This window comes from Thalassospira sp. MBR-102, assembly GCF_040549275.1.
GTDB lineage: Bacteria > Pseudomonadota > Alphaproteobacteria > Rhodospirillales > Thalassospiraceae > Thalassospira > Thalassospira xiamenensis.
Genome location: NZ_JBEPTC010000001.1, coordinates 524,049 through 537,590, shown reverse-complemented (window position 1 = coordinate 537,590; position 13,542 = coordinate 524,049). Strand labels below are relative to the sequence as shown.

The 13,542-nt window shown below is 56.3% G+C and carries 9 protein-coding genes; 6 read left to right on the top strand and 3 right to left on the bottom strand.

The features are described from left to right. Nucleotides 1-152: 152 nt before the first annotated feature. The 4 genes from ABIE64_RS02660 (at nt 153) to ABIE64_RS02645 (ending at nt 5,392) form a co-directional block, all read left to right on the top strand. Entirely contained in the window at nt 153-902 is a 750-nt protein-coding gene (locus ABIE64_RS02660; RefSeq protein ID WP_354376561.1) for an electron transfer flavoprotein subunit beta/FixA family protein, read from the top strand. Nucleotides 903-919: 17 nt separating this feature from the next. After that, nucleotides 920-1,855 (top strand): electron transfer flavoprotein subunit alpha/FixB family protein, encoded by a 936-nt coding sequence (locus ABIE64_RS02655; protein ID WP_354376560.1) that lies wholly within the window; start codon nt 920-922, stop codon nt 1,853-1,855. A 36-nt stretch (nt 1,856-1,891) separates the two neighbouring features. Further along, on the top strand, nt 1,892-2,749 hold the full coding sequence (purU, locus tag ABIE64_RS02650) for a formyltetrahydrofolate deformylase (protein WP_007091355.1): 858 nt from the start codon (nt 1,892-1,894) through the stop codon (nt 2,747-2,749). 81 nt (nt 2,750-2,830) lie between these two features. After that, on the top strand, nt 2,831-5,392 hold the full coding sequence (locus ABIE64_RS02645) for a GcvT family protein (protein WP_354376559.1): 2,562 nt from the start codon (nt 2,831-2,833) through the stop codon (nt 5,390-5,392). A 140-nt stretch (nt 5,393-5,532) separates the two neighbouring features. Here ABIE64_RS02645 and ABIE64_RS02640 read toward each other — a convergent pair whose 3' ends face one another. The 3 genes from ABIE64_RS02640 to ABIE64_RS02630 all read right to left on the bottom strand — a co-directional run bounded on the left by ABIE64_RS02640 (nt 5,533) and on the right by ABIE64_RS02630 (nt 9,587). Next, nucleotides 5,533-6,960, bottom strand: coding sequence for an IS1182 family transposase (locus ABIE64_RS02640; protein WP_354376558.1), 1,428 nt, complete (start codon nt 6,958-6,960; stop codon nt 5,533-5,535). Nucleotides 6,961-7,016: 56 nt separating this feature from the next. After that, complete coding sequence (gene aspS, locus ABIE64_RS02635; protein ID WP_354376557.1) at nt 7,017-8,804, bottom strand: aspartate--tRNA ligase; 1,788 nt, start codon at nt 8,802-8,804, stop codon at nt 7,017-7,019. 246 nt (nt 8,805-9,050) lie between these two features. After that, nucleotides 9,051-9,587, bottom strand: a complete 537-nt coding sequence (locus ABIE64_RS02630) for a SixA phosphatase family protein (RefSeq protein WP_354376556.1) — start codon at nt 9,585-9,587, stop codon at nt 9,051-9,053. A gap of 195 nt (nt 9,588-9,782) precedes the next feature. Between ABIE64_RS02630 and ABIE64_RS02625 the strand changes: the two genes are divergently transcribed. Then, nucleotides 9,783-11,930, top strand: coding sequence for an RNA degradosome polyphosphate kinase (locus ABIE64_RS02625; protein ID WP_007090860.1), 2,148 nt, complete (start codon nt 9,783-9,785; stop codon nt 11,928-11,930). Nucleotides 11,931-11,956: 26 nt separating this feature from the next. Further along, nucleotides 11,957-13,453, top strand: coding sequence for a Ppx/GppA phosphatase family protein (locus tag ABIE64_RS02620; RefSeq protein ID WP_354376555.1), 1,497 nt, complete (start codon nt 11,957-11,959; stop codon nt 13,451-13,453). The last annotated feature ends 89 nt before the right edge of the window (nt 13,454-13,542 follow it).

The following is a 13,542-nucleotide window of genomic DNA, read 5'->3' as shown; positions in this document are numbered from 1 at the left end:
TGTATCTGTCGTAGCGATAATCCCGCTTTGACGCAAACATTCTATTTTCCGGCGCAAAAATTCGCCAAGCTATTTTTCAACAATACCAATAATGCGATTTCGCGGCGAAAGGATGAAATTCCCAAACCGCGATTTTATCAGGAAGGACGAAGATGAAGGTTCTCGTACCTGTAAAGCGGGTTGTCGATTACAACGTCAAAATCCGCGTCAAGGCAGACGGCACTGGTGTCGATCTTGCCAATGTCAAAATGTCGATGAACCCGTTTGACGAAATTGCCATCGAAGAAGCCGTGCGCCTGAAAGAATCCCGCAAAGCGAACGAAGTCGTCGCCGTTTCCATCGGCCCGGCACAGGCGCAGGAAACCCTGCGCACGGCCCTTGCCATGGGGGCGGATCGCGCCATCCTGATCACGGTCGATGGCCCCATCGAACCGCTATCTGTCGCAAAACTGCTCAAAGGCGTGGTTGCGGTCGAAAATCCAAACCTCGTCATCCTTGGAAAACAGGCGATTGACGATGACGCCAATCAGACCGGGCAGATGCTTTCCGCCCTGCTCGGCTGGTCGCAGGCAACCTTTGCCTCCGAACTTGACCTTGGTGATGCCACCGCCAAGGTCACCCGCGAAGTCGATGGCGGCCTTCAGGCCATCGAAGTCACCCTGCCCGCCATTGTGACTGCCGATCTTCGCCTGAATGAACCGCGCTATGCGTCGCTTCCCAACATCATGAAGGCCAAGAAAAAGCCGCTGGAAACCAGAACGCCCGATGATTTCGGCGTCACCGTTTCCCTGCGCCTTCGCGTGATCCGGGTCGAAGAACCCGCCGGTCGCACCGCCGGGATCAAGGTCGCGGGTGTAACCGATCTGATTGAAAAGCTCAAATCCGAAGCAGGCGTCATCTGAACCGGGCGGAGATAAAAATGGCCATTCTTCTTTTTGCAGAACATGACAATCAATCCCTGTCCGATCAGACCGCCAAGGCGCTCAGCGCCGCATCCCTGATCGGTGGCGATATCGACATTCTGATCGCCGGAAAAAATGCCGGTTCGGTGGCCGATGCGACGGCAAAACTTTCGGGCATTCGCAATGTGATCCTTGCCGAAGGCGACACCCTTGAACACCGTCTTGCCGAACCGACCGCCGCCCTGATCGCCAAACTTTCAGGCGATTACGACACCATCCTCGCGCCGGCCACCACCACGGGCAAAAACGTATTGCCCCGTGTCGCCGCCCTTCTCGATGTCATGCAGGTTTCCGACGTGATCGAAGTCGTATCGCCCGATACCTTCAAACGCCCGATCTATGCCGGAAATGCGATTGAAACCGTGCAGACGACCGATGCGACAAAGGTCCTGACGATCCGCACCACAAGCTTCGCCGCCGCCAATGGCGACAACGCCCCGGCCCCGGTCAAAACCATTGATGCCGGATCGGACGCAACCGGTCTTTCGACCTTCCTTGAAAATATCCTGTCGAAAAATGATCGCCCGGAACTTGGCTCCGCCAAGATCATCGTATCGGGCGGCCGCGCCCTTGGCTCCGCCGAGAAGTTCCAGCAGGTCATGACACCGGTTGCCGATAAACTTGGTGCTGCCATCGGCGCATCCCGTGCGGCCGTGGATGCCGGTTACGCATCGAACGATTTGCAGGTCGGCCAGACCGGCAAGGTGGTCGCCCCCGATCTTTACATCGCATGTGGCATTTCGGGCGCCATTCAGCACCTTGCGGGCATGAAGGATTCCAAAATCATCGTTGCGATCAATACCGACGAAGATGCACCGATCTTCCAGGTCGCGGATTATGGCATTGTGGGTGATCTGTTCGACATTCTTCCCGAACTGGAGCGTCAGCTCTGACACGAACGTCACACCCCTTTGAAACGGAGCACTCCAGTGAGCGAACATTCCTATACCCTGCGTATCGCCTGTGATGACCAGCCGGGCATTGTCGCAACCGTCGCCTCTGCCCTTGCATCGCGCGGGGCCAATATCATTGAATCCAACCAGTTCTGGGACCGTCAGACCAACCAGTTCTTTTTGCGCATCGCCACCAGCACACCGGAAAATGTCAGCAAGGCCGAAATCGAACTGATGCTGAACCCGGCGGTTGACCGCTTCAATATGAAGCTCAAGATCGATGATCTGTCCCGCCGTCCCAAGATCATCATCATGGTGTCGAAATTCGATCACGCGATGCTGCATCTGCTCTATCAGATCAAGGTCGGCTGGCTCGATGCCGAGGTCGCGGCCATCGTCTCGAACCACGAAGACGCGCGCAAAATCGCCGATCAGGAAGGCATCCCCTTCCATTACTGGCCGGTAAACAAGGAAAACAAGATCGAACAGGAAGCCAAACTTGCCGATCTGATCAAGGAAACCAAATCCGAACTGGTCGTCCTTGCCCGATATATGCAGGTCCTGACCAACGATCTTTCAAGCCAGTTTTATGGCATGATCATCAATATTCACCACTCGTTCCTGCCGTCCTTCAAGGGCGCAAAACCCTATCATCAGGCCTATGAACGCGGTGTGAAACTGATCGGGGCAACCGCGCACTATGTCACGCCCGACCTCGACGAAGGCCCGATCATCGAACAGGAAACCGAACGCGTCAGCCACGCCATGTCGGCCGATGATTTCGTCGCCACCGGGCGCGATATCGAAGCCCGCGTTCTGGCCCGTGGTGTCAAATATCACCTCGAAGGCCGCGTGATGCTCAATAAAAACCGCACCGTAGTCTTCACTCAATAATTCTTCACCCAGTAATACCGCCAAAATTCCGCCACCGCCGCCGACACAAGATAACCATCGCAATAAGAAGGAAACAGAGAAATGGCCGCATTTCCGAACAGGGCAAAAGTCGTTATCGTCGGCGTCGGCGGTATTGTCGGTGCATCGGTATCGCATCATCTGATCGAAAATGGCTGGGACGATATTGTCGGCATCGACAAATCCGGCATTCCGACCGATATCGGCTCGACCGCGCATGCGTCCGATTTCTGCTTTGCGACAAGCCACGATCTGCTGTCCTGCTGGACAACGATGTATTCCATCGATTTCTACGAAAAGATGGGCCATTACGCCCGCATCGGCGGGATAGAGGTCGCCCGCGTCGGCGATGATGCCCGCATGGCCGAACTCAAACGCCGCGTTGATTCCGGCAAGGCGTTTGGCACCAATGTCAAAATCATTACCGCTGCCGAGGCCAAGGAAAAATTCCCCCTTCTCGAAGAAGACCAGATTCAGGGGGCGATGTGGGATCCGGATGCCGGCCTTGTCATCCCGCGTTCGCAAACCGTGGCAGGCAAGCTGATCGATCAGGGTGTCGCAAGCAACAAGCTCAAGATTTTTGCCAACACCTCCGCCCTTGAACTGATCACCGAAAATGGCCGCATCACGGGTGTCAAAACCGAACGCGGCACGATCCATGCCGATTATGTTGTCGTCTGTGCCGGTCTTTGGGGCCGCCTGATTGCCGAAATGGCCGGCGAAGACCTGCCGGTCATGCCCGTTGACCATCCGCTGACCTTCTTCGGGCCCTATAACGAATTTGCCGGAACCGGTGTTGAAATCGGCATGCCGCTTCTGCGCGATCAAGGGAATTCCGCCTATATGCGCGATACCGGCGATCCCAAAAGCACCGAGGGCGGCCAGATCGAATGGGGCTATTACTACGAAGAAAACCCGCGTCTGGTCCATCCGCGCGAAATCCTTGAAAAGGATCAGGCACGCCTGTCCCCGTCCCAGCGCGACCTTGAACTCGAAGACGTCATCGAACCGCTTGAACGCGCCATGGAACTGACCCCGATCCTGACCGAACTTGGCTTTAACGAAAGCCATTCCTTCAATGGCCTTTTGCAAACATCCGCTGATGGCGGCCCGTCGATGGGTGAAAGCCAGAAGCTGCGCGGCCTTTGGTATGCGGTCGGCATCTGGATCAAGGACGGGCCCGGTATGGGCAAACTGATTGCCGACTGGATGACCCATGGCCGCACCCATGTCGATCACCATGCGATTGATTTCGCGCGCTTCAATGAATTCCAGCTCGACGAAAAATACATTTACGACCGCTGCTGGGAAACCGCGAAAAAGATCTATAACCCGCCCGTCCACCCGCGCGAGCCATTTTCAAAAGCCCGCGGCATCCGCCGCTCGCCCTTCTACGAACGCGAAGTCGAACTTGGCGGCTATTTCATGGAACTGGGCGGATGGGAACGCGCACACGGTTACGCCGCCAACGAACATCTGCTTGAAAAATACGCCGACCGGGTGCCTGTGCGTGAAAACGAATGGGATACCCGCCATTTCTGGCGCGTTTCCAACGCCGAACAGCTCGCGATGAGTGACGATTGCGGCATCATCAACCTGTCGCACTTCCACATGACCGATATCGAAGGCCCGGATCATGTCGAATTGATGGAATGGCTCTGTGCCGCCAAAATCGGCGGGGATGCCAATATCGGCAAGGGTATCTATACCCATATGCTCGATGACGAGGGCATGGTTCGTGCCGACTTCACCGTCTTCCGCATGGCCGATCGCTGCCGTCTGGTCAATGGTGCCGATGCCGGCCCGCGTGACCTGATCTATATGCGCCGCATGGCACAGGACAAGGGCTGGGACGTCACCATCACCGACGTCACCGAAAAATTCACCACCATCGGCATCTGGGGCCCGAACGCGCGTGAAAACCTTAAAAAGGTTGTCGCCGCCCCCGAAGAACTCGATATCGAAAACTTCCCGTTTGCCGCCATCCGCCAGATCAGCATTGCGGGTAAAACCGTCACCGCATTCCGCATTTCCTATGTCGGGGAACAGGGGTGGGAGCTTCATATGCGCTACGAAGACGGTCTTGCTGTCTGGGATGCGCTGCGCGGCATTGGGGTGATGGCCGTGGGTGTCGAAACCTATGCCAACTCGCGCCGTCTGGAAAAATCACTGCGCCTGCAAAACGCCGATCTGCATACGCAATATAACCTGATCGAAGCCGCCCTCGCCCGCCCAAAGGTCAAAGAGGCCGATTTCCGTGGCAAGGCAAAGCATGTCGAATATCGCGAACGCGATCATCAACCGGCCATGCTCTGCACCCTTGTCATGACAGACAACATTGATGCCAACGGGGTGGCGCGCTACCCGGTCGGCAATCTGCCGGTCATGGACCCGGACACCGGCAAAACCCTGATCGATGAACTGGGCCGTCGGTCCTATACGACCTCCATCGCATTCGGCCCCAGCATCGGCAAAAACATCGCCTTGGCCTATCTGCCATGGGACTATTGCCAGGAAGGTCGGAAACTGACCGTGTCGTATTTTGACGAGATTTACCCGGTCGAAGTCGTCGGCATCGGCTACAAGCCGCTTTACGACCCGGAAAACCTCAAACCGCGCAGCTAATCATCCGCGCAAGCGCGCAAAAAAGAACGGGGGCCACTGCTGGTTCCCCAGACTGCTGACGAACCCCATCATTTTTGTCGGGGTTCGTTTTTTTTATGGGGCAGTGTCTTTTTAAGGAGAAAGCCTTGCTGTTTGCCAGATCATTCGGCAAAGGCAGGCAAAATCCCGTGTTTTCTGGCCCAATTGCTCACAATCCATAAAAGCATGTCACAAAACGCCCCCTTGCGCGTCAGGATCAGGGCTATCTTCTTCATGTTCTGGGCCGTTGCCGCCAGAAGGCATTGCTCACGCACCTTGGCAAGCCCGCGCAGGCGTGCGTATCGGTGCCCATGCAATTGCTTGGCATCGGCAAAACTGCGCTCTACCGTTTCCTTGCGTCGCTCATAAATCCGCTTGCCCCAGGGGCTGAGACGGTTGGCTGTGATCTTTTCAAGGCTGTCCTGCCAGACATGGCGTGTCACAACCTTGGTGTGATTGCGGCTTTGCGTACAGGCATCGCGCAGCGGACAGCTTTTGCAGACCCTCGGGCTGCTTTTATATTCCCGGTATCCGGATCTGTTGGTGGTGCTGTAATTGAGGATTTCCCCTTGCGGACATCGATAGCCATCGATCCCAGGCAGATATTCAAAGTCTTTCTTGCGCAGGTATCCCTTGCGATGGGTCGGACGGCGATAGCCGATCACGCCCTCAATTTCCCTGTCTTCCAGACCCTTGGCGATCCCGGCGGTAAAGTAACCGGCATCCAGCCCCACTGCCCGCACATCGAAGCCGAACCGGGCGCGCTGCCGGTCCAGACGTGACAGATAGGGCATACTGTCATGGACATTGCCCGGCGTGACATGGATATCGGTGATCAGTGCATGGGCACTGTCGACAGTGCGGTGATCAAGATAGAAAAAACCCTTCGGCTTGCCATCGCGCACCATATAGCCGCTCTCGGGATCGGTACGGTTGATCTTTGTTTCTTTGGCAACAGACTGACGCGCTTTCTCCCTGAGCGGCTTCTTGCCATGATCAGCCCGGTCCTGCGCAATATCGGCATCAAGGGCGGCAAGATAGTCCGCACGAGACTTCTCGACCACCTGACGGTCGAAGCGGTTCTTGTTGGCATTGGCCTTGAGGTGCGTGCTGTCGCTATAAAGTACTGTGCCATCGACAAGGCCCGCCCGGATACCCTGTTCGACAATCTCGTCGAAAATCTCCTGACAGATGTCGCTGTCATTGAACCGTCGCCGCCGGTTCTGACTGATCGTGCTGGCATCGGGCACCTTGTCGGTCAGGCGAAGCTGCAAAAACCAACGATAGGCCACATTGACCTCGATCTCGCGCAGCAATTGCCGTTCCGAGCGAATGCCAAACAGATAGCCGACAAACAGCATCTTGAACAACAGCACCGGATCAAGCGCCGGGCGTCCGTTGTCGGCACAATACAAATGTGCAACCCGGTCATGAATGAAACTGAAATCGATCACCGCGTCGATATTGCGCAGCAAATGATCCGAAGGCACCAGAGATGACAGCGTCACCATCTCAAGTTCTTCCTGATGGGCTTCTTTCTTTTTAAGCATGCCCCATTGAATCAAAAGTCCCCGCAATTGGCGAGGACTTTGTCAGCAGTCTGAAATCAGTCTTTTTTGATTTTCGGCGGAAGCTGCACCCGCAGATGCAGTTCTTTAAGCTGGCGGTCATCGACCTCGGCTGGGGCATTCATCATCAGATCCTGCGCCTGCTGGTTCAGCGGGAAGGCAATGACTTCGCGAATGTTCGGCTCGTCAGCCAGAAGCATCACAATACGGTCAACACCCGGGGCCGAACCACCGTGCGGCGGGGCGCCGAATTTGAAGGCGTTGATCATGCCGCCAAAGCGGTCATCAACGACGTCCTTGCCATAACCGGCAATCTCGAACGCCTTGTACATGATGTCCGGGCGGTGGTTACGAATGGCACCGGACGACAGTTCGATACCGTTACAGACGATGTCATACTGCCACGCCTTGATATCAAGCGGGTTCATGGTTTCAAGGGCTTCAAGACCGCCTTGCGGCATCGAGAACGGGTTGTGGCTGAATTCGATCTTGCCGTCGTCGTCTTCCTCATACATCGGGAAATCAACGATCCAGCAGAATTTGAACATGCCGTCTTCGCGAAGGCCCAGTTCATCGCAAACCTTGTCGCGCGACTTGCCGGCAAATTTGGCTGCTGCCAGTTCCTTGTCACAGGCAAAGAAGACCGCATCGCCATTGGCAACGCCGGTAACTTCCTTGATCTTTGCGATGCGTTCGGCATCGAGGTTCTTGGCAATCGGGCCTTTGGCTTCGCCGTTTTCATCGTAAACGATGTAACCAAGACCGGCGGCCCCTTCTTCGCGGGCCCAGGCATTGAGCTTGTCAAAGAAGCTGCGCGGGCGGCCAGCGGCCCCCGGTGCCGGAATGGCGCGAACCACCGAACCCTTTTCGATGTTCGAGGCAAAGATGCCGAAATTCGAACCACGGAAGGCTTCGGTCACGTCAGACAGGATGATCGGGTTGCGAAGGTCGGGCTTGTCCGAGCCGTATTTCGCCATCGATTCATCAAACGGAATGCGCGGGAACGGAAGCGGCGTTACGTCACGACCACCGCCGAATTCGACGAAGATGTCATGGAGAACCGGCTCAATCGCGTCAAACACATCGTCCTGGGTGGCAAAGGCCATCTCGAAGTCGAGCTGATAGAACTCGCCCGGGGAGCGGTCGGCACGGGCGTCTTCATCGCGGAAGCACGGTGCGATCTGGAAATAACGGTCAAAGCCCGAAACCATCAGAAGCTGTTTGAACTGCTGGGGGGCTTGGGGCAGGGCATAAAATTTGCCCGGATGCATGCGCGACGGTACGAGGAAGTCACGCGCGCCTTCGGGCGAGCTTGCCGTCAGGATCGGGGTCTGGATTTCCAAAAATCCCTGTGCGGTCATTTTCTGACGCATCGCCGAGATCACGCGCGAGCGCAGAACGATGTTCGAATGAACACTTTCGCGACGCAGATCAAGGTAACGGTGACGCAGGCGGATTTCCTCGCCATATTCGGCATCGCCAAAGACCGGCATCGGCAGCACGTCGGCCGACGACTGGACTTCGATATTCGATGCATAAACCTCGATCTCGCCGGTCGGCAGGTTCGGGTTGACGGTTTCGGCGGTACGTTTGACGACCTTGCCGTCCACCGTGATCACACTTTCGGCGCGCGACTTTTCAAGAACCGCGAAAAGCGGGCTTGAAATATCGATCACGATCTGGGTGATGCCGTAATGGTCGCGCAAATCGACAAACAGAAGGTTGCCGTGGTCGCGCTTGCGGTGGATCCAGCCGGACAGGCGCACTTCCGCATCGGCGTCAGAGGCGCGCAACGCATTACAATTGTGTGAACGATAAGGATGCATGGTCTTTCCAGGTTGCTTTGTATGCTTCGTATTTTGGGCCACAAATTTGGCGCAAAGGTGCATGGCTGCACCGCGCTGTCAAACAAAAAAGCACCGCAATCCAGCCACCCCGGTCAATTCGGGGGGCTTAAATCGGGTGATCTGTCTGTTTGCGCGACGCGGCGCTTGAAATTCTGCGGTATAAAACGCTGCCAAAGCCCCGCCGTCAAGTGCCCGTCGCAATGGTCTGCATTGCGGGCCGGAATTTCAGGTCGGCGGCGCACCGATCCCCTGCAAATCCTTGACCTTTACAAAGCGAATCAGGCGCCCGGCCTCAAACCGAACGTCCGCCCAATGATCAACATCAAATTCATACTGGCAAAGACCGCAGGTCGGATATTTACGGTTCATTTCCAGCAATGCCTCGCCATCGCCCTCGCCAAACAGCCGGGCGGCGAAATCGGCAAGTCCCGGATTATGGCCGATCATCATTACACAGCGGGCCTCGTCATGGGTGTGCCCAAGGCTTTCAAGCAGCACGGCCTCGGTCGCCATATAAAGGTCTTCGTTGTAGATCACGTCGGATGCACTGGCAAAATCGCGCCCCAGCAGGGTTAATGTCTGGACCGCACGTTCGGCGGTTGAACACCAGATCAGATCGGGCACCAGCCCCTGTTCATGCAAATAGCGCCCCATCACCGGGGCCGCCTTTTCGCCGCGCCGGTTCAGTTCCCGGTCGTGATCGGATCGGGACGGATCAGTCCAGCTTGATTTTGCATGCCTGAGCAGAAGCAATGTCTTCATAAAATCGGGTATCCGGTGATCTTAAGGAAAGCAGACTTTTGCATGCCACATCGGGCGCTGTGAAGCCACCAAGAAAACTGACTTAAAAATTTAAGAAAATTGCACCCCGACAAGCAGTTATCCTATACTCCAATCGCAACCGGGACCTGTCGCTTTATTTCAAGGACACAAACCCACTTTCGCAGGAGGCACAGCGTGACCCACGCCGCCGTTATTCAATCAAGCGCCATCACACTTGATTCGGACAAGCGCTTTATAAACCGCGAACTTTCCTGGCTGGCCTTTAACGGCCGCGTCCTTGAAGAGGCACAAAACAAACGTCACCCGTTGCTGGAACGCTTGCGGTTCCTGTCGATTTCCGCCAGCAACCTTGACGAATTTTATATGGTGCGCGTGGCCGGTCTGGTCGGGCAGCTGCGTGCGGGCATGACCAAGGTCAGCCAGGATGGCATGAGCCCGTCCGAGCAGCTGCGCGCCATTACCTATGATGCCAGCCAGTTGATGCAGGATCAGCAGCGCATCTGGCAGCAGCTTAGCAGCGAGATGGACAAGCACGGGATTTCGGTGATCAGACCGGATGATTTGACCCAGACCGACCGCAAATGGCTTGATGGCTATTTCATGCGCGAAATCTTCCCGACCTTAACGCCGCTTGCCATTGATCCGTCCCATCCCTTCCCGTTCATTCCGAACCTTGGCTTTGCGATTGTCATGCAGCTGTTTGATCCGGCGGATGGTCACAACATGCGCGGGCTGATCCCGGTGCCGCCGAAAATCGGCCGTTTCCTGCGCATGCCGGGCCGGACCGAACGGTATCTGCCGCTGGAACAGGCGATTGTCCTTTACCTTAACAAGCTGTTCCCCGGTTTCGACATGATCGAACACGGCCTGTTCCGCGTTATCCGTGACTCGGACGTTGAAATCGAAGAAGAAGCCGAAGATCTGGTGCGCGTTTTCAAGACCGCCCTGAAGCGTCGGCGCCGCGGCAGCATCATCCGGCTTAAAGTCAATGCCGAGATGCCAGAAGACCTTCTGGATTTCGTGGTCGACGAACTTTCTGTCGCCCCCGAAGAAGTCGTCAAGGTCGACGGGCTTGTCGGGCTTGTCGATGTCAAACAGCTGATCGATTCCGATCTGCATCATGATCTTCTGTTCCCGCCCTATGGCGCGCGTTATCCCGAACGGGTGCGCGACTTTGGCGGCGATTGCTTTGCCGCGATCAGCAAAAAGGATCTGGTGGTTCACCACCCGTTCGAGGATTTCGACGTCGTCGTGCAGTTCCTGTTGCAGGCTGCGCGTGACCCCGAAGTCGTCACCATCAAGCAGACCCTTTATCGCACATCGGAAAACAGCCCGATCGTCAAGGCCCTGATTGCGGCTGCCGAAGCGGGCAAATCGGTAACGGCGATGGTGGAGCTCAAGGCCCGCTTTGACGAGGAAGCCAACCTGCGCTGGGCGGCCGATCTTGAACGTGCCGGTTGTCAGGTGGTCTATGGCTTCCTTGACTGGAAAACGCATGCCAAGGTGTCACTGGTGGTCAGGCGCGAAAGCCACGGGCTTCGGACCTATGTCCATTTCGGGACCGGCAACTATCACCCGATCACCGCGAAATTCTATACCGATATTTCGTTCTTCTCGTGCGATCCGGCATTGGGTCGTGACGCGGCCAGCATCTTTAATTTCATGACCGGTTATGCGACCCCGCGGTCGCTTGAAAAGATTGCCATCGCGCCGCATACGCTTCGCCCGACCCTGCTTGCCCATATCGATCAGGAGATCGAAAATTGTCAGGCAGGCAAACCGGCGGGCATCTGGGCCAAGATGAACAGCCTTGTTGATCCGGTGGTGATTGACGCGCTTTATCGCGCCAGCCAGTGCGGGGTTCATATCGAACTGGTCGTGCGCGGCATCTGCTGTTTGCGGCCGGGTGTGCCGGGGTTATCGGAAAATATTCGGGTCAAATCCATCGTCGGTCGTTTCCTTGAGCATTCGCGCATTGTCGTCTTTGCAAACGGCGCAAAACTGCCGTCGCGCAAGGCCAAGGCGTTTATTTCATCTGCCGATTGGATGCCGCGCAACCTTAACCGTCGTGTCGAAACACTGGTCCCGGTGGAAAACCCCACCTGCCAGCGCCAGATTGTCGAACAGATCATGATTGCAAATCTGAAAGATACGGCGCAGGCTTGGTACCTGCAGCCCGACGGGACTTACGAGCGGTGCGAAGCCGATGAAAATGCTTTCTCCTCTCACCAGTATTTCATGACCAACCCGTCACTTTCGGGCCGTGGCAGCGCGCTTAGCGAGGAAGATCCAAATGTCCCCGTGCTGCAGCTTGATGACTAAGAAAACAGGCAGGTTCAACCAACCGCATGCTGACTGACCAAAGGGTTTCCAACCGTATCGCCATCATTGATGTTGGCTCGAACTCGGTGCGTCTTGTTGTGTTTGATGGCATGACACGCGCACCAGCCCCGATTTTTAACGAAAAGGTGATGTGCGGTCTGGGGCGCGACCCCGAAAACACCGGCCGTCTCAACCCCGAAGGCGTTGAAATGGCAACCGCCGCCCTGCGGCGTTTTGCCCGGTTGCTCCGCGCGATGAAGGTCACACGGGTCGACATCCTTGCGACCGCGGCTGTCCGTGCTGCCAGCGACGGACAGGCTTTTTGTGATCGGGTCCTTGCCGAGACCGGCCTGACCGTCAAGGTCATTGACGGCCTTGAAGAAGCCCGCCTTTCCGCCCTTGGCGTGATTTCGGGGGATCGGCGCGCAACCGGCATTGTTGGTGATATCGGTGGCGGGTCGCTGGAACTGGTATTGCTTGATGAAGGCGACATCAAAAAACGCGTCAGCGTTCCGTTGGGTGCCATGCGCCTGCATGCGGTATTTGGTTCGGACCGTGCCCGTCTGGAAGCCGAAGTCAAAACCCACCTTGAAAGCATCGACTGGCTGCATGAAGGGGCGGCCAAGCCATTGATTGCGGTTGGCGGTTCATGGCGTTCGATTGCCAAGCTTTATATCGCCCAGGAAAACTATCCGATTTCGGTGGTGCATAACCTGACCATGCCGCGATCCGAGATCGGCGAACTGACGCATATCATATCACAGCAGAGCCGCGTGTCGCTTGACAAGGTGGGCGGTGTTTCCAAGCGCCGTATCGACAGCCTGCCCCATGCGGGGCTTGTCATGAACCTGCTGCTTGAACGCATGCAGGCCAAGGAGGTCGTGTTTTCCAGTCACGGGCTTCGCGAAGGCTGGATGTACGAAGCCCTGCCCGATGAATTGCGCGAACGCGATCCGTTGCTTGATGCCTGTCTCAGCTTTGCCGAAGATGGCGAAAGGTTCCATCAGCATGGTGAAGAACTGTATCGCTGGTCGGCACCGATTTTCCGCGATCAGCCTGGCAATCTTGGCCGTCTGCGCCTTGCCGCCTGCATCATCGGCGACGTTGGATGGAGCGAACACCCCGATTACCGCGCGATCCAGAGCTATAACCGCATTCTGCATCACCCCTATCTTGATCTGAACCATCATGACCGGGTGTTCCTCGCTTATACCATCGGGTCACGCTATACCGGCAATTTCAAGGGTGACGAGTCAAGCGACCGTCTGCTTGACGAAGACACGCGTGCGATTGGCCGCCTTTACGGTCACGCCATCCGCCTTGGCCATACCCTTTCGGGAGGGGTTGAAGGCATCCTTCCCGGTACGGCGCTTGTTCATGAAGACAAGACGCTTACACTTCAGATGCACAGGGACTTCGCGGCACTCAACGGTGAAGTCGTTGAACAGCGTTTATCGAAGCTTGCCAAACTGATGGATTGCGACAGCAGGGTCGTGATTGTCGATCAGCTTCCCCAGCCCTGATCCCGTTTCCTTCTGTTTATTCAGTGCTTTCCGGTTCATTTATTTTGAACCGGAAAGCCCGCAATGCTATGGTGCCCTTGCTTCCCAAA